This is a genomic window from Rahnella sp. CJA17(1/100) (genome assembly GCF_963881615.1).
Taxonomy (GTDB): Bacteria; Pseudomonadota; Gammaproteobacteria; order Enterobacterales; family Enterobacteriaceae; genus Rahnella; species Rahnella aceris.
On sequence record NZ_CAWOJA010000007.1, the window covers coordinates 100,954 to 120,856 of the forward strand.

At 50.0% G+C, this 19,903-nt stretch carries 18 protein-coding genes; 6 read left to right on the forward strand and 12 right to left on the reverse strand.

The window, feature by feature from the left end; translation table 11 throughout:
* Positions 1–34: 34 nt before the first annotated feature.
* The 5 genes from fabY to typA form a co-directional block, all read right to left on the reverse strand.
* The gene (gene fabY / locus AACU55_RS04805; protein WP_013577647.1) at positions 35–967 is read right to left on the reverse strand and encodes a fatty acid biosynthesis protein FabY; all 933 of its coding nucleotides are present in this window, start codon (positions 965–967) and stop codon (positions 35–37) included.
* Between the two features lie 33 nt (positions 968–1,000).
* Complete coding sequence (gene dtd, locus AACU55_RS04810) at positions 1,001–1,438, reverse strand: D-aminoacyl-tRNA deacylase (protein ID WP_015699247.1); 438 nt, start codon at positions 1,436–1,438, stop codon at positions 1,001–1,003.
* An 18-nt stretch (positions 1,439–1,456) separates the two neighbouring features.
* Positions 1,457–2,326, reverse strand: coding sequence for a virulence factor BrkB family protein (locus AACU55_RS04815; RefSeq protein ID WP_013577649.1), 870 nt, complete (start codon positions 2,324–2,326; stop codon positions 1,457–1,459).
* Positions 2,327–2,337: 11 nt separating this feature from the next.
* Complete coding sequence (gene yihX / locus AACU55_RS04820; RefSeq protein WP_013577650.1) at positions 2,338–2,925, reverse strand: glucose-1-phosphatase; 588 nt, start codon at positions 2,923–2,925, stop codon at positions 2,338–2,340.
* Positions 2,926–3,089: 164 nt separating this feature from the next.
* A complete protein-coding gene (typA, locus tag AACU55_RS04825; protein WP_013577651.1) occupies positions 3,090–4,913 on the reverse strand; it encodes a ribosome-dependent GTPase TypA in 1,824 nt (607 codons plus the stop codon).
* 471 nt (positions 4,914–5,384) lie between these two features.
* On the opposite strand from typA, the gene glnA reads away from it, so the two are divergent.
* From glnA to glnG, 3 genes are all read left to right on the forward strand, one after another.
* Positions 5,385–6,794, forward strand: coding sequence for a glutamate--ammonia ligase (gene glnA / locus AACU55_RS04830; protein ID WP_013577652.1), 1,410 nt, complete (start codon positions 5,385–5,387; stop codon positions 6,792–6,794).
* Positions 6,795–7,046: 252 nt separating this feature from the next.
* A complete protein-coding gene (gene glnL / locus AACU55_RS04835; RefSeq protein ID WP_013577653.1) occupies positions 7,047–8,096 on the forward strand; it encodes a nitrogen regulation protein NR(II) in 1,050 nt (349 codons plus the stop codon).
* 7 nt (positions 8,097–8,103) lie between these two features.
* The gene (gene glnG, locus AACU55_RS04840) at positions 8,104–9,516 is read left to right on the forward strand and encodes a nitrogen regulation protein NR(I) (RefSeq protein WP_013577654.1); all 1,413 of its coding nucleotides are present in this window, start codon (positions 8,104–8,106) and stop codon (positions 9,514–9,516) included.
* 64 nt (positions 9,517–9,580) lie between these two features.
* Here the strand turns inward: glnG and hemN are convergent, their stop codons facing one another.
* Both hemN and yihI read right to left on the reverse strand, forming a co-directional pair.
* Positions 9,581–10,954: an oxygen-independent coproporphyrinogen III oxidase gene (hemN, locus tag AACU55_RS04845; protein WP_037035571.1), complete on the reverse strand. Its 1,374-nt coding sequence runs from the start codon at positions 10,952–10,954 to the stop codon at positions 9,581–9,583.
* Between the two features lie 187 nt (positions 10,955–11,141).
* Entirely contained in the window at positions 11,142–11,693 is a 552-nt protein-coding gene (gene yihI / locus AACU55_RS04850) for a Der GTPase-activating protein YihI (RefSeq protein ID WP_013577656.1), read from the reverse strand.
* 579 nt (positions 11,694–12,272) lie between these two features.
* On the opposite strand from yihI, the gene yihA reads away from it, so the two are divergent.
* Positions 12,273–12,923, forward strand: coding sequence for a ribosome biogenesis GTP-binding protein YihA/YsxC (yihA, locus tag AACU55_RS04855; protein ID WP_013577657.1), 651 nt, complete (start codon positions 12,273–12,275; stop codon positions 12,921–12,923).
* A gap of 138 nt (positions 12,924–13,061) precedes the next feature.
* Here the strand turns inward: yihA and AACU55_RS25725 are convergent, their stop codons facing one another.
* The 5 genes from AACU55_RS25725 to AACU55_RS04875 all read right to left on the reverse strand — a co-directional run bounded on the left by AACU55_RS25725 (position 13,062) and on the right by AACU55_RS04875 (position 18,483).
* A complete protein-coding gene (locus AACU55_RS25725) occupies positions 13,062–13,109 on the reverse strand; it encodes a spot 42 RNA, inhibition of DNA synthesis (protein WP_071892919.1) in 48 nt (15 codons plus the stop codon).
* A 164-nt stretch (positions 13,110–13,273) separates the two neighbouring features.
* Entirely contained in the window at positions 13,274–16,078 is a 2,805-nt protein-coding gene (polA, locus tag AACU55_RS04860) for a DNA polymerase I (protein WP_013577658.1), read from the reverse strand.
* Positions 16,079–16,465: 387 nt separating this feature from the next.
* Entirely contained in the window at positions 16,466–17,089 is a 624-nt protein-coding gene (gene dsbA, locus AACU55_RS04865) for a thiol:disulfide interchange protein DsbA (RefSeq protein ID WP_013577659.1), read from the reverse strand.
* Between the two features lie 45 nt (positions 17,090–17,134).
* Positions 17,135–18,121, reverse strand: coding sequence for a serine/threonine protein kinase (locus AACU55_RS04870; RefSeq protein ID WP_013577660.1), 987 nt, complete (start codon positions 18,119–18,121; stop codon positions 17,135–17,137).
* 92 nt (positions 18,122–18,213) lie between these two features.
* A complete protein-coding gene (locus AACU55_RS04875) occupies positions 18,214–18,483 on the reverse strand; it encodes a YihD family protein (RefSeq protein ID WP_013577661.1) in 270 nt (89 codons plus the stop codon).
* A 153-nt stretch (positions 18,484–18,636) separates the two neighbouring features.
* On the opposite strand from AACU55_RS04875, the gene mobA reads away from it, so the two are divergent.
* Both mobA and mobB read left to right on the forward strand, forming a co-directional pair.
* On the forward strand, positions 18,637–19,224 hold the full coding sequence (gene mobA / locus AACU55_RS04880) for a molybdenum cofactor guanylyltransferase MobA (protein WP_013577662.1): 588 nt from the start codon (positions 18,637–18,639) through the stop codon (positions 19,222–19,224).
* Positions 19,221–19,754, forward strand: a complete 534-nt coding sequence (mobB, locus tag AACU55_RS04885; RefSeq protein ID WP_134706765.1) for a molybdopterin-guanine dinucleotide biosynthesis protein MobB — start codon at positions 19,221–19,223, stop codon at positions 19,752–19,754. The genes mobA and mobB overlap by 4 nt, the downstream gene beginning before the upstream one ends.
* Positions 19,755–19,903: the final 149 nt, after the last annotated feature.

Consider the following 19,903-nt stretch of genomic DNA (forward strand, 5'->3'; position numbering starts at 1 on the left):
AATGGCGGTGCCTTTTATTTTGGGTAGAAACCAATCAGTTAATTTCAGGCTCCAGCGGTGCGCCGGGCGCGGCGGGCAATACCAGATAGGTGCCTTCAAACACCGCGCCGTCTGTCTCATCGCCGTATAAATTCACTTCAAGTTGCACGCGTGCTTTCCGCCCGCGAGCCAGACGGTCGAGATCACCGCGGACAGAGCCCAGGTCGGCAACGGCACGCGGCCTGCCGGTCACCGGCATGCTGTAACGGATATGCGCATCCGCCAGCACAATGGTGCCGCCCAGATGGCGCTCACGCAGCAGCAGCCAGATCAGCCCCCAGCCGGTCAGCGTTGCCAGCGAAAACAAACTGCCAGCGAACAATGTATGGTGCGGATTCTGGTTGCCCGTTTCCGGCATCGTGGTGACAAATCGCTGGCCGGTGTACTGACTGATACGTACGCCCATTTTTTCGCTGAGCGGGATGTGGTCATACCAGGCCTGCTGAAGCTGACCGCACCAGTCAGGGCGATGCAGAATATCATCCAGCGTTTCGATGGGTTTTATCATCAGGAAGTGGCGAACCGGGGTTGTTTGCGGCGTAGTGATTTCGCCCTGATTCACAAAGCCCAGTTTGGCAAAGAAATCCACGGCATCTTCGCGGGCGCTACAGACCACTCGTTTCACCCCTTCCTGACGCGCCACAGACTCCAGGGTCATCGCGACCAGCGTTCCCAGCCCTTTGTCTTGTACATTTGGATCAACCGCCAGAAAGCGGATAGAGGCTTCATTATCGGCATTGATATATAAACGGCCAACCGCTACCGGTTCGCCCTCCTCATCAACCACCATCTGGTGATGTGCGATGGAATCGTAGGCATCACGCTCTGAACCCTCCGGCTGATGCAACGGTTTACGCAGCATTTCCCAACGGAATCGGTAATAGGCAGCCAGTTCTTTTTCGGTCGTCGGTACTCTCAGATGATACATAGATGCTTTCTCTCCGGCGTTATGCCTTATGGATCAGACTTGTAGCCAGAAGGTCACCGGCCCGTCGTTCACCAGTGCCACTTTCATATCCGCTGCAAAGCGTCCGGTTTCGGTAGCAATGCCCTTTTCCCGGCACTGCCCGCAAAAATACTGATATAACCGATCCGCTTCCTGTGGCTCAGCCCCGCGCGAGAACCCAGGACGCATGCCTTTTTGTGTGTCCGCCGCCAGCGTGAACTGCGACACCACCAGCAGGCTGCCACCGGCCTGCTGCACGTTCAGATTCATCTTGTCATTTTCGTCACCGAAGATTCGGTACCCGATCACCCGTTCACAAAGGCGTTTGGCTTTTTGTTCGTCATCGCCCTGTTCAACGCCCAGTAAAACCAGTAACCCCGGTCCTATCTGGCCACAGATTTCGCCATCGATCGTAACGCTGGCATTCAATACCCGCTGAATTAACGCAATCATACAAATCCTTCGGACTGATTATTCTTCTGCCCTATGTTGAGCAGACTGCAATTTTCTTAGAGAACGGTACTCGCCCAGCGTGACGGTAATTTCCGCCCCAAGAAGAACGATACACCAGCTGACATAGACCCAGAGAAATAAAATGGGGATCACCGCCAGTACACCGTAAATCAACTGATATGACGGGAAAAGCTGAATGTATAAGGTGAAGATTTTTTTACTCAACTCGAATAATACGCCGGAGACCAGCGCGCCGATCAGGGCATCTTTTGCCGGCACTCTGACCGTCGGGACTACCTGATAGAGCAGCCAGAATGTCACCCAGGAGATCAGCAAGGGCAGAATGCGCAGCGCGTGGTCGATCACCGAATGCACACCGCTGATGTTCAGCCAGTTCAGGGAGAGCAGATATGAGCTGACAGCCACGCTGGCCACCAGCAGAATTGGCCCGAGCGTTAACACCATCCAGTACACAGCGAAAGAAAACACAATCGGACGCGTGGTTTTGCTGTCCCAGATTTTGTTCAGCACGCTGTCTACCGAGGCTATCAGAAGTAGCGCGGTGACGATTAATCCACAGGTGCCCACGGCCGTCATTTTGCTGGAGTTGGCAACAAACTGTTCCAGATAGCGCTGGATAGTATTACCGGTCGCGGGCATGAAGTTGGAAAAAATGAATGTTTTCAGCTGCATGCTGATTTCTGAAAAAACAGGAAATAATGCAAAAAGTGAAAATACCACGGCGATCAGCGGCACGAGCGATAGCAAAGAGACATAGGCCAGATGGCCCGCCAGAAGCGTCAGGCCATCTTTATCCGAACGCTTTAAAAGCAGGCGCGTAAATTTCCACAACGATTTTAGGTAGTGGCTCAGTGCCCTTTTCTGCATCCTTACATCCTTCAGGAAAAGTATTTCGGTACCGTCTGGTTATCTTCTACCCATACAGCCTCAATGCCAGCATTCCGGGCGGCTTCGATATTTTCAGCAACATCATCAAAGAACACGGCCTGATCGGCGGTGAATCCTTCTTTCTCCAGAACATGCCGGAAAATTTCGGGCTCCGGTTTGCGCATACCCAAATTTTGCGAGAGGTACATCGCGTCGGTATTGGCTTCGATTTCAGGATAATGATGAGGCCAGAAATCCAGATGTAAGCGGTTGGTATTAGAAAGCACGACGACACGATGACCTTCTTCGCGCAGTTTCTGAAACAGGGCAATGACCTCAGGACGCAGACCAACAAACACCGCATGCCAGCCCGCACTGAATTGTTCAAAGCTTAGTGCGATACCCATTTCATGACATAAATCGGCAGCAAACTGTTCGTCGCTGATTTCACCACGCTCGTGTTTCTGGAACACCTCACCCATTGAAAACCGCTCGGTCAGCGTCGCCAGCGGGGTGCCACTCAGATGGCTCCACACCCCAAGCACTCGTTTGAAATCAATATCAATAATGACGTTTCCCATATCAAAAATGTACAGCATTGCACGCTCCTGATTTCAAAGATGACAGTTAACTTTAGCGGTAAAACGTACAAGTGAACAGGGGCAACGCGACGGGGCGTAACGAACGGAGGAGAAAAAAACATAAAAAAAACAGGGTACCCGAAGGCACCCTGTTTCTGTGTAACGGCAAACGTTAAAGAAGATTAACCTTCTTTAGGACCACGCATTGCACGTTTACGATCGTTCTCGGTCAGGTGACGTTTACGGATACGCACAGACAGAGGAGTCACTTCGACCAGTTCGTCATCATCGATGAATTCCAGAGCTTGCTCCAGAGACATTTTGATAGCAGGAACCAGAGTCGTTGCTTCGTCAGTACCGGACGCACGCATGTTAGTCAGTTTCTTACCGGTCAGGCAGTTCACGGTCAGGTCGTTAGAACGTGAGTGAATACCGATGATCTGGCCTTCATACACTTCTGCGCCGTGGCCCAGGAACAATTTACCGCGGTCTTGCAGGCTGAACAGTGCGAACGCAACAGCTTTACCCTGACCGTTGGAGATCAGCACGCCGTTCTGACGCTGGCCGATTTCGCCCGGACGAACGTCATCGTAGTGGCTGAACGTGGAGTACAGCAGACCGGTACCGGAAGTCATGGTCATGAATTCGGTACGGAAGCCGATCAGGCCACGTGCTGGGATCAGGTAATCAAGACGGATACGACCTTTACCGTCTGGGATCATGTCTTTGACATCGCCTTTACGCTCACCCATGGCCTGCATAACAGAACCCTGGTGTTGCTCTTCGATATCCAGTGTCACGTTCTCGAATGGCTCTTGCATGCGGCCATCGATTTTACGGTTGATTACTTTAGGACGGGAAACCGCCAGCTCGAAACCTTCACGACGCATGTTTTCGATCAGAACCGACAGGTGAAGTTCACCACGGCCTGAAACACGGAATGCATCAGCATCTTCAGTTTCTTCAACACGCAATGCAACGTTGTGCACCAGCTCTTTGTTCAGACGGTCAAGGATCTGACGTGAAGTCACATACTTACCTTCTTTACCACAGAACGGAGAGGTGTTTACGTTGAAGTACATGGTTACTGTTGGTTCATCAACGCTCAGCGCAGGCAGAGCTTCAACATTCGCCGGATCACAGATTGTGTCGGAAATGTTCAGTTCGCCCAGGCCGGTGATTGCGATGATGTCGCCCGCTTCAGCAACGGTGGCTTCGATACGCTCAAGACCCATGTGGGTCAGAACTTTACCGACTTTACCGTTGCGGGTTTTGCCTTCGCTGTCGATGACAGTGATTTGTTGGTTAGGCTTAACGGTACCGCGTTTGATGCGGCCGATGCCGATGACGCCAACATAGTTGTTGTAGTCCAGCTGAGAGATTTGCATCTGGAACGGTGCTTCCATCTCAACTTGTGGCGGAGATACGTGGTCAACGATCGCCTGGTACAGCGGGGTCATGTCTTCGGCCATATCGTTATGGTCGTTACCCGCGATACCCATCAGTGCTGATGCATAGATGATTGGGAAATCGAGTTGTTCGTCGGTTGCGTCCAGGTTTACAAACAGGTCGAAGACCTGATCGACAACCCAGTCAGGACGCGCGCCAGGGCGGTCAACCTTGTTGATTACCACGATCGGTTTCAGACCATTAGCGAAGGCTTTTTTGGTCACGAAACGGGTTTGCGGCATTGGGCCATCCATTGCATCCACAACCAGCAGCACCGAGTCGACCATTGACATCACACGCTCTACCTCACCGCCGAAGTCGGCGTGTCCTGGGGTATCCACGATGTTGATGCGGTAGTCTTTCCAATTAATGGCGGTGTTTTTTGCGAGGATGGTAATCCCACGCTCTTTCTCCAAATCGTTGGAGTCCATTACGCGTTCAGTGGCTTCTACACGCTCTCCGAAAGTACCGGATTGTTGCAGCAGCTTGTCGACCAGGGTGGTTTTACCATGGTCAACGTGGGCAATAATGGCGATGTTACGCAAATTTTCGATCACAGCTTTGCCTCAGGCATTAGAAATAGCGCGCTATTGTACACGTATTAAGCGAGGTTCTAAACAAGATCACAAGGATCTTGTTGAAACAACTTATGGATGGCTACTTTGTGATCCCTTTCACGGTGCAAAAAGACCACTGAACCATTATGACGCACCATTATAGTGCTTTCACTCTCACAGTTAGCACCATTTTAGTGCGAGAATTCCGTTATGGTGCATACTTGTCGAGTGCAAAAGCCCTGTAAAATGGCGTTGTTTGCATTTTCTCAAAGTTGGCACAGTTTTCGCTAATAGTTTTTAGAGTAAAAGTTTTTTAGGGTAAAAAATTTTTTACAGGGTGAAGAGCCTGACCAGACAAATAATAGCGCTGTTCAGTCTACACGCCAGTTCCAGTAAGGCTGTTATTTCCAACTAAAGACCAAAAATGGTTATTCGTTCCACGACGATAATGAGAAATTCGGGAGAACTAGTATGTCCGCTGAACACGTTTTGACGATGCTGAATGAGCATGAAGTGAAATTCGTAGATTTACGCTTCACTGATACCAAAGGCAAAGAACAGCACGTCACCATTCCTGCGCACCAGGTTAGCGCTGACTTCTTCGAAGAAGGCAAAATGTTTGACGGCTCTTCAATCGGTGGCTGGAAAGGCATTAACGAATCTGACATGGTCTTGATGCCAGATGCGAGCACTGCTGTTCTTGACCCATTCTACGAAGAAACTACCCTGATCATTCGTTGCGACATCCTTGAGCCAACCACGCTGCAAGGTTATGACCGCGACCCACGTTCTACCGCAAAACGTGCAGAAGATTTCCTGCGCTCTTCCGGTATCGCGGACACCGTTCTGTTCGGGCCAGAGCCAGAGTTCTTCCTGTTTGATGATGTGCGCTTCGGCAGCAGCATCTCCGGTTCTCACGTCGCTATCGATGATATCGAAGGCGCATGGAACTCAAGCACCAAATACGAAGGCGGCAACAAAGGCCACCGTCCTGCAGTAAAAGGCGGTTACTTCCCGGTTCCTCCGGTCGATTCTTCCCAGGATCTGCGTTCTACCATGTGTCTGACCATGGAAGAAATGGGTCTGGTTGTTGAAGCTCACCACCACGAAGTGGCAACCGCTGGTCAGAACGAAGTGGCAACCCGCTTCAACACCCTGACTAAAAAAGCTGACGAAATCCAAATCTACAAATACGTGGTTCACAACGTGGCTCACGCATTTGGCAAAACTGCGACCTTCATGCCAAAACCAATGTTTGGCGATAACGGTTCAGGTATGCACTGCCACATGTCTCTGTCCAAGAACGGTAACAACCTGTTCGCTGGCGACAAATACGGCGGCCTGTCTGAAATGGCACTGTTCTACATCGGCGGTATCATTAAGCACGCTAAAGCAATCAACGCCTACGCTAACCCGACCACCAACTCCTACAAGCGTCTGGTCCCGGGCTATGAAGCGCCAGTAATGCTGGCTTACTCTGCGCGTAACCGTTCTGCATCCATCCGTATTCCACACGTATCAACGCCTAAAGCGATGCGTATCGAAGCACGTTTCCCTGATCCAGCGGCTAACCCATACCTGGCGTTTGCTGCACTGATGATGGCTGGCCTGGACGGTATCATCAACAAGATCCACCCTGGCGATGCGATGGACAAAAACCTGTATGACCTGCCACCGGAAGAAGAAGCAGAAATTCCAAAAGTTGCAGGTTCACTGGAAGAAGCCCTGAACGCACTGAACGAAGACCGCGAGTTCCTGACCCGTGGTGGCGTGTTCACTGACGACGCTATCGATGCTTATATCGGTCTGCGTAAAGAAGAAATGGACCGCGTGCGCATGACTCCGCATCCGGTTGAGTTCGAACTGTACTACAGCGTTTAATTTTTCGATTAAACCGAACTCAGCGCTCGTCTTCGGGCTGGCGCTGAGGGTAATACCCGACTGAAGGCCTGTGTTCACAAACCCTTCAGCGTCAAAATTAAGTAAGACGATTTATATTTGTTGCCGTGGAAACTTTCAGCCCATCTCCGGATGGGCTTTTTTCTCCACACTCTTTCCTGCTCAACCCCTCTGACCCGTGATTTCACCGGGTAGCGAGATAAAATGCACCAATCAGGTGCGGGAGACTGCGGTATGGCAACTGGCAAACTGCCCGATGCTGGGCAGATCCTGAATTCCTTAATCAACAGCGTTCTGCTGTTAGACGACGAATTGGCTGTGCATTATGCCAATCCGGCAGCTCAGCAGTTACTGGCGCAAAGTTCCCGAAAGCTTTTTGGCACCCCTTTGCCAGAACTGGTGGGATATTTTTCGCTGAACATCGAATTAATGCGTGAAAGTCTGACAGCCGGACAGGGCTTTACAGACAGTGAAGTGACGCTGGTCGTAGACGGCCGCGCGCATGTGTTGTCGCTGACCGCACAGATGCTGCCAGAAGGTTTCATTCTGGTGGAACTGGCGCCGATGGATAATCAGCGCCGCCTGAGCCAGGAACAATTACAGCACGCTCAACAGGTTGCTGCGCGTGATTTGATCCGCGGTCTGGCACATGAAATCAAAAATCCGCTCGGCGGGTTGCGTGGCGCAGCACAATTATTATCCAGAGCGCTGCCCGATCCGGCCTTGCTGGAATATACGAAAGTCATTATTGAGCAGGCTGACCGTCTGCGTAATCTGGTCGACAGATTGCTGGGCCCGCAACGTCCGAGCCAGCATGTGACACAAAGTATTCACCAGGTTGCGGAACGGGTTTGCCAACTGGTCTCGATGGAGAAGCCGGATAACGTTCAGCTGGTGCGGGACTATGATCCGAGCCTGCCGGAACTGGCGCACGACCCCGATCAGATAGAACAGATTTTGTTAAACATCACCCGCAACGCATTACAGGCGCTGGGGGAGGAAGGCGGCACAATTACATTACGCACGCGTACTGCTTTCCAGATTACGTTACACGGCGTGCGTTATCGTCTGGTGGCCCGTATCGATATTGAAGATGATGGCCCCGGCGTACCGGCGCATTTGCAGGACACCCTTTTTTACCCCATGGTCAGTGGCCGCGAAGGGGGCACCGGTTTGGGCCTGTCCATCGCGCGCAGTTTGATTGATCAGCATTCGGGTAAAGTTGAATTTAACAGTTGGCCAGGACATACCGAATTCTCGGTATTCCTGCCTATTCGCCAGTGAGGTTCTTATGCAACGAGGGATAGTCTGGATCGTCGATGACGATAGCTCCATCCGCTGGGTACTTGAACGTGCGCTCACTGGAGCCGGTTTGACCTGCACCACGTTTGACAGCGGCAATGAAGTGCTTGATGCCATTGCGACTCAAACCCCTGACGTTTTGTTATCAGATATCCGTATGCCCGGGATGGACGGTTTAGCGCTGTTAAAGCAGATTAAACAACGTCACCCGATGCTTCCGGTCATCATAATGACAGCGCACTCCGATCTGGATGCTGCAGTCAGCGCCTATCAGCAAGGTGCGTTTGATTATCTGCCAAAACCGTTCGACATTGATGAAGCCGTGGCACTGGTTGAACGAGCCATCAGTCATTATCAGGAACAACAGCAACCGGCACGCAGCCAGCCTGCGAGTGGCCCGACCGCAGACATTATCGGTGAAGCGCCCGCTATGCAGGACGTATTTCGCATCATCGGCCGTTTGTCCCGTTCTTCAATCAGCGTGCTGATTAATGGGGAATCCGGTACCGGTAAAGAGCTGGTCGCTCACGCCTTACACCGCCACAGCCCGCGCGCCAAAGCGCCCTTTATCGCGCTGAATATGGCTGCTATCCCGAAAGACCTGATTGAGTCCGAATTATTCGGCCACGAGAAAGGGGCGTTTACCGGCGCCAACACCGTCCGTCAGGGACGTTTTGAACAAGCCGATAACGGCACGCTGTTCCTCGATGAAATCGGGGATATGCCGCTTGATGTGCAAACCCGTCTGCTTCGCGTGCTGGCAGATGGCCAGTTCTATCGTGTTGGCGGTTATGCGCCGGTAAAAGTGGACGTGCGTATTATCGCTGCGACTCACCAGAATCTGGAGCTACGGGTTCAGGAAGGGAAATTCCGCGAGGATTTATTCCACCGCCTGAACGTTATCCGCGTCCATCTGCCGCCGCTGCGTGAACGTCGTGAAGACATCCCGCGTCTGGCGCGTTACTTCCTGCAAGTCGCGGCTAAAGAGCTGGGTGTGGAAGCAAAAAACCTGCATCCGGAAACAGAAACGGCACTGACGCGATTGCCATGGCAGGGCAACGTGCGCCAGCTGGAAAACACCTGCCGCTGGCTCACCGTCATGGCGGCGGGTCAGGAAGTGCTGATTCAGGATTTACCCAGCGAACTGTTTGAGACCTCGGCCCCTGAAACCGGTGGTCAGAGTCTGCCAGACAGTTGGGCGACATTGCTGGCACAATGGGCAGACCGTGCGCTGCGTTCCGGTCATCAAAACCTGCTGTCAGAAGCGCAACCTGAAATGGAACGTACATTACTGACCACGGCGCTACGCCATACACAGGGACATAAACAGGAAGCGGCACGGTTGCTGGGCTGGGGGCGAAATACCCTGACCCGAAAACTGAAAGAACTGGGCATGGAATAAAAGTCCTCGCACCAGACAGCAAAACAGCCGCTTATGCGGCTGTTTTTATTTGCAGAGCAGACTGTCAGATAACGCGGGAGAATTGTTGCTGGCGCACCTGACGTCGCAGATAAATATCAAAGCACATACAGATATTACGGATCAGCAAACGCCCGCGCGGTGTCACCTGAATATGTGTGCCACTCACCTCAACCAGCCCGTCTTCAGCCAGCGGCTTCAGCAGTGCCAGATCATCAGCAAAATAATCGGTAAAACGAATGTCGTAACGCTGTTCGATATCAGCAAAATTCAACTCAAAATGGCAGATCAGAGATTTAATGACATCGCGACGAAGGCAGTCATCATTCGTCATTTCCAGACCCCGCCATAAGGCATGTCCCTGCTCTTCCACATGAGCGTAATAGGTTTTGATATCTTTTTCGTTCTGCGCGTAGGTATCGCCGAGCATGCTGATGGCCGAAACGCCCATTCCCAGCAAATCACTGTCGCCCTGTGTGGTGTAGCCCTGGAAATTACGGTGCAATTTGCCTTCGCGCTGGGCAATCGCCAGTTCGTCTTCAGGGCGAGCAAAGTGATCCATCCCGATAAAGCGATAGCCGAAACCGGTCAGTGAAGCGATGGTTTCCTGCAAAATTTTCAATTTCTCTTCCGCGCCAGGCAAATCAGCATCTTTGATTTTGCGCTGAGCGGCGAACAATTTTGGCATGTGCGCATAATTGAACACACTCAGACGATCAGGGTTGAGCTCTGCCACACGCTGCAGCGTGTAAGCAAAACTTTCTGCCGTTTGTTTCGGCAGACCGTAAATCAGATCGATATTAGTCGAGTTGAAACCCAGCGCCCGGGCGCGTGCAATGAGGGCAAAGATGAAATCTTCATCCTGCTCACGGTTAACCAGAAGCTGCACTTCTTTGTTGAAATCCTGGACCCCCATACTCAGGCGGTTAAAGCCTTCGCTGCGCAGATGGTCAAGCACATCAAGCTCAATTTCACGTGGATCTACCTCCAGTGACATTTCTGCGTCGGGCAGGATATCAAAGTGTGCCCGCAGAAGGCCCATCAGACGGCTTATCTGCGCTTTATCGAGGTAAGTCGGAGTACCACCGCCCCAATGCAGCTGACTGACCTGACGACCTTTAAAGAGCGGTGCACGGTGACTGATCTCTTTTTCAAGCACGTTGAGATATTCTTCGGCTTTATGCTGCTGGCGGGTCACCAGTTTATTGCAGCCGCAGAAGTAGCAGAGCTTATGGCAGAAAGGAATGTGCACGTACAATGAGAGCGAGCGTGCCGGATAACGGGCAGCCGCATTTTCGAAAGCGGTATTATCGTAGCGTTCACTGAACTCAAGTGCTGTTGGATAGGATGTGTATCGCGGACCCGAATAATTGTATTTCTGGATCAGCGCTAAATCCCAGACGGTAGTCTGTTCTGACATGGGGTACTCACTCCTTCCGGCGTCGGATGCGACCGGTTCGCTTTACAGGCAGGCTTTGAGCCTGCCGTGCAAAGGTCGCTCTGCGCAAACGTGCTTTGGTTTTCGATAACCGGCGTAGTTTACCGAATAACCAAAGCAGATAACATGCAAAGAGTAAGGCTATTGCCGGGATGACCCAGCGCATAGCTTAGAAACCCTCTTTTGGATTTCCGCGCTTGAGCAACTGCATCATGTCTTCGTTTTTCACTTCTTCTTCGTCATCTTCATCTTCGCCGAGTTCGATGCCGAGGATTTCCATCAGAACATCGATGCGATCAAGTGTCTGATCAACATAAGCCTGATCTTCTGCGCTTAATGCTTTGCCATCGTCGATGAGATCCAGCAAAGAATCCAGACGCTCATCATTTTCGAGTAACGTCAGTTCTTCTTCCGGTGTCATCTTAGGTTTTGCATCTTGCTTCGGCTGTGCGGCTTTTTTAGCTTTCGCTGCATTGTTCGTAACGGTCTCAACGATCAAAGGCACGGCTTTTTTGCTACCGATACGCGGATCGGCTTTTTTCGTGCCCGCGCCGCTTTGGTTCTGAGCCGCATCCGGATTGGCGCGTGAGCCTGCTTTATGGCCACGGCGCTTGTTGTCACGCTTGCGTTCGCGCGCTTCGATATCAAGCTCGACACGACTTTTCTTCTTCGTTTTAGCTGTCGCGGTATTGGCGCGCGGTGCTTTCGCTGGCTGTTTCATGGCATCTGCTCTTAGGTGTGTACATTTAGTATAGATTTGCGCCGGAATCTAGCAGAAAGCGGGCAAAGAAAAAAGGCAGCAAGGTAACCTTGCTGCCTTTTTCTTTCCTTCCTCAGAAGGATATTCATCAAATACTTTCCCTGTATAGCATCAACGTCCCGGTTTTTCCTTTGCCTTTCAGAGCCTCCGGCTCCGTTCATCCTTAAATCGCGATGCATTTCCCGTGATCCGTGAATGCAATTTTCGTCCTTGTTTCCCTGCTCGCCTTCACCGCGTAAGAAATACTTTACCCGACTGGCACAAAGGCTCAAGATACCCGCCAGCCGTCTTGTCGATTTCATAACGACATCAATTTTATCTTATTGAAATTGAATAACATTAAAAAATTCGGCGACAAAACAAGCGAAATAACCCGCATCATGAATAGCAAATGTCTTACATCATGAAGGCAATTTCCCCCGCCTTCATCTCTGTGGTCCCTTCGCCTCATCATTCGGATTTTAAAAACACGAACGCATCTCGGCTCTGTTGCAGTTATAATCGCCAGCCAGATACTCATGCCTCACGGAGACGCACGCTTTGACCAGCCAAACTTACAACTATCATATGACCCATTTCGTCATGAGCGCCCCGGATATCCGGCATTTGCCATCTGACGCAGGCATTGAAGTCGCATTTGCTGGTCGTTCAAACGCCGGCAAATCCAGTGCGCTGAATACCCTGACACAGCAGAAAAGCCTCGCACGTACCAGTAAAACGCCTGGCCGTACTCAGCTCATCAACCTGTTCGAAGTGAAGCCGGGCATCCGCCTGGTCGACTTGCCGGGTTATGGCTACGCGGAAGTACCGGAAGAAATGAAGCGTAAATGGCAGCGCGCGCTGGGCGAATATCTGCAAATGCGTAACTCCCTCAAAGGTCTGGTTGTGTTGATGGATATCCGCCATCCGCTTAAAGATCTCGATCAACAAATGATTCAGTGGGCAGTTGATGTGGGTACGCCGGTCATGTTGCTGCTGACTAAAGCCGACAAACTGGCTTCAGGCGCACGTCAGGCGCAGATAAAAATGGTCCGTGAAGCGGTGAAAGAATTCATGGGTGATATTCAGGTAGAAGCATTTTCCTCACCGAAGAAAATGGGCGTGGATAAACTGAGTGACAAACTGAACACCTGGTTCAGCGAAATCCCGCCGGAAGTGCAGGAAGAAGAGCTTTCTAACGAAGGCGAATAGTAGCGCCCCGGGAACGGGGAAATGTAAGTAAAGAACAGAAAGGGGTGACCGCAAGGTTGCCCTTTTTTATGGGTATAACGCTATGAAAAATCCAATAAAAAACGCCCCAGACATAAATGCCTGGGGCGGCTAAAATATTCAGCCAAATCCGATTACGTGAAGTAAAAGGTCTGAAAGATAGAACATCTTACCTCTGTACCCTACGAGAGAAACTTTACCCTATTTTCTGACGGGGAAAAAGAACTTTTTGTAGTTTACTTACACAAAAATCGCGGATTATGCGATCACTCTCATGGTATGAGCACATAATCCTGTAGCTTAATTACAAAAAAAGCTTAATAACTATTCACTTAGTGAGCCTGATCCCAGTTTTCGCCAGTGCCCACATCTACTTTCAGTGGAACGGCCAGCGTCATGCTTGCTTCCATAAGATTACGGATTTTTTCGCTTGCCACTTCCACATCATCTTTATGCACTTCAAACACCAGTTCATCGTGTACTTGCATGATAATGCGAGCACGCGGCGCATCCGGTTGTTTCAGCCAGTCAGCGACGCTTATCATCGCACGCTTGATAATATCCGCAGCCGTTCCTTGCATCGGGGCGTTGATCGCTGCACGCTCCGCACCTTTACGGCGCATGGCGTTACTGGACTTAATGTCTGGCAGATACAGACGGCGACCATCCAGCGTTTCAACGTAACCCTGCTCAGACGCCTGAGTGCGGGTGCGTTCCATGTATTCCAGCACGCCCGGATAGCGCTCAAAGTACAAATCCATATAACGCTGGGATTCTTTGCGCGGAATATTTAGCTGGCGCGACAGACCAAATGCGCTCATGCCATAAATCAGACCGAAGTTAATCGCTTTCGCACTGCGGCGTTGCTCACCGGATACTTTCTCCAGCGGCGTACCGAAGACTTCTGCGGCAGTCGCGCGGTGGATATCTTTCCCCTCGGCGAATGCTTTCAGCAAACCTTCATCCTTAGATAAATGCGCCATGATACGCAGTTCAATCTGCGAGTAGTCGGCAGCCAGAATGATGTAGTCTTTCGGCGCGATAAACGCCTGACGGATGCGGCGACCTTCGTCATTACGCACCGGAATGTTTTGCAGGTTTGGATCACTGGAAGATAGACGCCCGGTGGCAGTCACAGCCTGATGATAAGACGTGTGCACACGTCCGGACTGCGGATTGATCATCAATGGCAGTTTATCGGTATAGGTCGATTTCAGTTTTGCCAGACCACGATATTCAAGAATGACTTTTGGCAGCGGGTAATCCAGAGCCAGCTCAGCCAGAACTTCTTCATTAGTCGATGGCGCGCCACCCGGCGTTTTCTTCAGAATCGGTAATTTCTGTTTTTCATACAGAATGGCCTGCAATTGTTTGGTCGAAGACAGGTTGAAAGGTTCTTCTGCCAGTTCATGTGCCTTGTTTTCCAGCTCATTCAGACGGATAGCCAGTTCTTTTGAGTGGGCGGCGAGGATATTCTGATCAATCAGAACGCCAGTGCGCTCGATATGAGACAGCACAGGTACCAGCGGCATTTCGATATCCGTGAAAACAGTCTTCAGGGATTCGCTTTCCGCAATCCGAGGCCACAGTGCCTGATGCAATTGTAATGTGACATCAGCATCTTCTGCCGCATAGGGCGCCGCTTGCTCCAGCGCGATTTGGTTGAAGGTCAGCTGGTTCTTGCCTTTACCTGCGATCTCTTCAAAACTGACGGTCTTATGGCCGAGATAGCGATCGGCCAGGCTGTCCATATCATGGCGGCCAGATACGCTGTCGAGCACATAGGACTCGAGCATGGTATCAAAGGCAATGCCTTTTAATTCGATGTCATAACGCAGTAACACGCCGCGGTCGAATTTCAGGTTCTGACCCACTTTCAGCTGCTTTTCATCTTCGAGTATCGGCTTGAGCTGTTTCAATACTTCATCACGATCCAACTGTACCGGCGCATCCAGATAATCATGAGCAACCGGTAAATAGGCTGCTTTACCTGCTTCTGTAGCAAAAGATAAGCCAATCAGATTGGCGGTCAGCGTATCCAGACCATCCGTTTCTGTATCGAATGCAAACACCTCAGAGCCTTTCAGATAACCGATCCATTCATCCAGCGTCGCCTGATCCAAAATGGTGACGTAACCGTCCTGAGAAAGCTGGTTAGGTTCGATCACTGCTGCTGAAGTTGTGTCTTCAGCCTGTGCGCTTTTCTTCGCTGCTGCCGGCGCTTTACCTGCTGATTTTTTACCGCTCAGCCAGGTACCGGATTCAACATCAGCCAGCCAGCGTTTGAATTCATAGCGACCAAAAAGCTTGTGCAGTTCATCAGCATCAGGTTCAGAAACCGTCAGCTCTGCACAGGTTAAATCCAGCTTCACGTCAGTTTTAATGGTCGCCAGCTGGTAAGAGAGATAGGCGACGTCTTTATTATCAGCGAGTTTGGCGGCCATGGTTTTGGCGCCGCGGAAACTGAGTGTCGATACTTTATCAAGATCGGCATACAACGCATCAAGACCACCAATGCCTTGTAACAAGGCTTGTGCGGTTTTCTCCCCCACGCCCGGCACGCCTGGAATATTGTCCGAGGAGTCGCCCATCAGGGCGAGGAAATCGATGATCAGCGAAGGCGGAACACCGTACTTCTCGACAACTTCATCTGGCCCCAGAATCGCGTTGTTCATGGTATTAATTAATGTCACGCCCGGTGTCACGAGCTGCGCCATATCTTTATCACCGGTGCTGATCAGAACAGCATGACCCGCCTGTTCAGCTTCGAGTGCCAGCGTACCGATTACGTCGTCCGCTTCTACACCAGAGACCACCAGCAAAGGCAACCCCATTGCTTTGACCATTTGGTGAAGAGGCTCAATTTGAGAGCGCAGGTCATCCGGCATCGGAGGACGGTGAGATTTGTACTGTTCGAAAAGTTCGTCACGGAAGGTTTTGCCTTTCGCGTCAAAAACCACAGCGACATGGCTTGGTGTGTATTGCAGCAATAAACTGCGCAACATGTTAAGCACACCGTACATCGCACCGGTCGGTTCACCCGCAGAGTTGGTCAGCGGAGGAAACGCATGATAGGCGCGATAAAGGTAAGACGAACCGTCTACCAGGATTAAGGGGTTTTCTGCTATCTGGGCCATAACTCTTCTTTATTCGTGATCAGACATGCTCTAAGGATGCCATAGCCAGCGGGAAAGACGAACCTTGAGAGGGAAATTCATTGCGAAGTTGCGAGGGATCTCGAAGGATCATCCTGTGGATAACTTTGTGAATAGTTTTTATAGTAAATTATTATCTGATCATATCCGGAAAATACTCCAGAATTTTAACTACTGGTTTCATCAGGTTATCGGTTTTTTTATGAAATAGTCGTGTAATAGAAGCTTAATAGCTATTGTGGATAGTAATATTTACAGGAAACATTCCGGGCATAAATTACTTATATTTCATAGAGTACTCATTTTGGTTGTTATTTTTTTCAGAAAATATAACGCCAGCCCGAAAGCTGGCGCCGAGATCAGGAATTCTTATTTTTTGGTCGCTAAGAAATTGATCACATCAGAATATTGTTTGACATACATATCCATTGAGCTGGTATCAAGTCCGTCATTTTTAACCATGTATTTCCCATTCACAAATACAGAAGGGACGCCTTGCAGACCCAAATCAGCAGCGGCTTTTTCCTGCTGAACAACCAGTGATTTCACGACGAAGCTGTTAAGTGCGGCATCATAATCTTCGCCCTTAACACCCGCCTGAATAAAGACTTTACGGATATCATCAGCATTTTGTACCGACTGCTGTTTCTGCACAGCATCAAACATCAGCGGGCTGACTTTTTCTTCAACACCCAGAGCAATAGCCACAGCCCATGCCTGAGTTAGTTGCTTACCTAACGGACCCAGGAACTCAACGTGGTATTTAGTGTATTTCACATCTTTTGGCAGGTTCTTACGGATGCTGTCAGAGACATGCCAGACTTGTTCAAACTGGTAGCAGTGCGGGCAATAAAATGAGAAAAACTCGAGTACCTGTGGCTCATTAGCTACGGTTTTATCTAAAGTAACGTATTGCGCGCCATCAGAAAATTGCGCTGCAGATACACTGAAGGCCATAACCATACCAACCAGTGCCAGGAATATCTTTTTCATATAAAGCCTATCTCCATTTAATTAAACTTGAACGTTAATCGTGACTCAATACATTGGCATCAGCCGTAAAGGAGGTGCCTGTAATTTCTTAATTTGCTCAGTGAAAGCCGCTATCTGACCACGCCAAAAATCTTCGTCCTGCATCCAGGGGAAGCTCTTAGGAAATGCAGGATCGTCCCAGCGACGGGCGACCCAGGCCAGATAATAAACCATGCGCATAGCACGCAGCGGCTCCATCAAAGACAGTTCACTGGTATCTAAATCAGCAAACTCTCCATAAGCTTCCAGCAAGATATCTAACTGAAGCCTTTGCTCACTTTGGTCGCCATGTAACAACATCCAGAGATCCTGGATTGCCGGACCATTACGGGCATCATCCATATCCACAAACAGCGGGCCATCTCGCCAGAGAATATTCCCCGGATGGCAATCCCCATGTAAGCGCAAAGGCTGCCAGTCGGTATGCCAGAATTCCCGGGTCGTCGTGATCAGTTTATCTGTCGCAGTTAAAAAAGGCTCTCGCAGGCTTTTGGGGATCAGAGGACACTGCACCAGGACATCACGTGGTCGGGAAAGGTATTCATCGAGGCCAATTGTCGGGCGTGCGGTGAAGAGACTTTCACTGCCAACCTGATGGATACGCCCGAGGAATCGCCCCACCCATTCCAGCTGATCGAGATTATCTATTTCATACTGACGGCCACCGACGCTTGGAAACACGGTGAACATATAACCCTGGTAGTGATGAAGTGTATCTTTATTAATAGAAAGAGGGGCAACAGCAGGGATTTCAGCATCAGCCATATCACGAGAAAACTGGTGCTCTTCGTGGATTTGTTCTTCACTCCAGCGCTCCGGCCGGTAGAACTTCACTACATAACGTTTTCTGTCTTCTCCCAGAAACTGGTAGACACGATTCTCATAGCTGTTTAAGGCAGTGAGGCCGGACTCAGCAATCAGACCGATACTCTCTAACGCATCAAGGATAAGATCCGGCGACAATGCCTGAAAATTAAAAGCAGAATTGTTCATAACTTCATTCGGGTTAGCCGCACAGAAAAGTGACAATGGGAAATAGTATCATCTATTTTTGGCGGTTCGCATGAAGTTCACATAAGTTTACATCAATCTTTAATCACGCCACGGGCACGTAAAAGTGCAGTTTTAAAGTCATCCTCATAATCTTTCTTTAAACCTGGGATTTCAGTCGTGCTGTCAGTTCCGCGCATTTTCAGGTGATAAATCAACATGTCATCACTCAGTTCTCCCAAAGGTCCCTGATAACCACATTCTGTCGCCAGCTTCTGAATAAACTCCATCAGGTTAAGATCGCAATCTTCTTTCCATGCAGGATGCAGCAGTTCGATCAACTCATTTACGCGATGTTCTTTCATGATATTCCCTTTCAACGTAGTTGCAGACCCTAAAAATAACAGGGTTATTTCTTCAGGGAAAGGACAAGCTGACCGGGTAACAGTTAAACCTGCCTGACCGCAAGGTAAGGCGTTACAATGAACGGAATATAGACATTTTTACAGGTAAATATTATGGGGCAGGATAACATTACCGGCGTGATTTTAGCGGGTGGTCGTTCGAGCAGGATGGGTGAAGACAAAGGGCTGGTCGAAATTAATGGTAAACCCTTATTTGAACATATTGCCGAAAGATTACGCCCACAAGTCGGAGATATTCTCATCAGCTGTAACCGAAACACGAAACGATATGGCCGAAATTTCCAGACGGTCCCTGACATTACACAGGATTTTCAGGGCCCCCTTGCAGGAATGCTTGCCGCATTATCTGCCAGTAAAACCGAGTGGGTACTGTTCGTTCCCTGTGACGTACCAGCCTTTCCGTTAAATCTTACCGAAGCCTTTTTAGCCAACGCGGCCGGGCAACGGGCAGTTTTTGCCTGTGACCCTGAACGCGGGCATCCGACACTTTGTCTGCTGAACCGTAATCTGATTCCAGTACTGGAAACCTATCTCGCAAATGGCGACAGGAAATTAATGATTTTCTTTCATCAGATTGACGCAAAAGCAGTATTGTTCAACGAATCCACAGCGTTTTCCAATCTCAACACGCCTGAAGATGTGTCACATTGGAAAGCTAATCACCACGATATTTTCATATGATAAATCAACAAATTCCCTTGCTTGGGATCGTCGCTCACAGCGGAACAGGAAAAACAACATTGCTGAAGCAGCTTATCCCCTATTTGCGTCAACGTGGTATACGAACCGGTCTGATAAAGCATACACATCATGATGTGGATGTTGATACTCCAGGGAAAGATAGCTTTGAGCTACGTAAAGCGGGTGCGGACCAGACTATGGTTGCCAGCAGCAGCCGATGGGCATTAATGACAGAAATGCCCGAGCAGGATCATCTAAACCTAGACTATCTTGCGACGCGTTTTGACCGCAATAAACTGGATATGATCTTCGTTGAAGGGTTCAAGCATGAAGAGATCGACAAAATTGTGCTGCACAGGGAAGGAAGAGGGGGAATATTGGAACAGTTAATTGATATTCATGCTGTTGCTGTGGCTAGTGATTGTCTATCAGAGACTATTTCAACGACAATTAGCGTCTTGAATATAAATAAGATAGAAGACGTTGGAGAATTTGTTATCAGGTGGCTGGAAAATCAGCAAAAACAGTAGTTTTCGATCTTCTGCCATTACCCAAATTTCCCATAGCAAAAAGCCCCGCACTTTCGTACGGGGCTTTCCACTTATTTGATGCCTGGCAGTTCCCTACTCTCGCATGGGGAGACCCCACACTACCATCGGCGCTACGGCGTTTCACTTCT

Coding starts and splice junctions, on each gene's coding strand:
- hemN (WP_037035571.1), bottom strand. CDS start 10,954: ATGTCAGAACAGACTACCGTCTGGGATTTAGCGCTGATCCAGAAATAC.
- dtd (WP_015699247.1), bottom strand. CDS start 1,438: ATGATTGCGTTAATTCAGCGGGTATTGAATGCCAGCGTTACGATCGAT.
- AACU55_RS04875 (WP_013577661.1), bottom strand. CDS start 18,483: ATGAAAGAACATCGCGTAAATGAGTTGATCGAACTGCTGCATCCTGCA.
- mobB (WP_134706765.1), top strand. CDS start 19,221: ATGATAAATCAACAAATTCCCTTGCTTGGGATCGTCGCTCACAGCGGA.
- mobA (WP_013577662.1), top strand. CDS start 18,637: ATGGGGCAGGATAACATTACCGGCGTGATTTTAGCGGGTGGTCGTTCG.
- glnL (WP_013577653.1), top strand. CDS start 7,047: ATGGCAACTGGCAAACTGCCCGATGCTGGGCAGATCCTGAATTCCTTA.
- yihX (WP_013577650.1), bottom strand. CDS start 2,925: ATGCTGTACATTTTTGATATGGGAAACGTCATTATTGATATTGATTTC.
- glnA (WP_013577652.1), top strand. CDS start 5,385: ATGTCCGCTGAACACGTTTTGACGATGCTGAATGAGCATGAAGTGAAA.
- yihI (WP_013577656.1), bottom strand. CDS start 11,693: ATGAAACAGCCAGCGAAAGCACCGCGCGCCAATACCGCGACAGCTAAA.
- dsbA (WP_013577659.1), bottom strand. CDS start 17,089: ATGAAAAAGATATTCCTGGCACTGGTTGGTATGGTTATGGCCTTCAGT.
- fabY (WP_013577647.1), bottom strand. CDS start 967: ATGTATCATCTGAGAGTACCGACGACCGAAAAAGAACTGGCTGCCTAT.
- glnG (WP_013577654.1), top strand. CDS start 8,104: ATGCAACGAGGGATAGTCTGGATCGTCGATGACGATAGCTCCATCCGC.
- AACU55_RS04870 (WP_013577660.1), bottom strand. CDS start 18,121: ATGAACAATTCTGCTTTTAATTTTCAGGCATTGTCGCCGGATCTTATC.
- polA (WP_013577658.1), bottom strand. CDS start 16,078: ATGGCCCAGATAGCAGAAAACCCCTTAATCCTGGTAGACGGTTCGTCT.
- AACU55_RS04815 (WP_013577649.1), bottom strand. CDS start 2,326: ATGCAGAAAAGGGCACTGAGCCACTACCTAAAATCGTTGTGGAAATTT.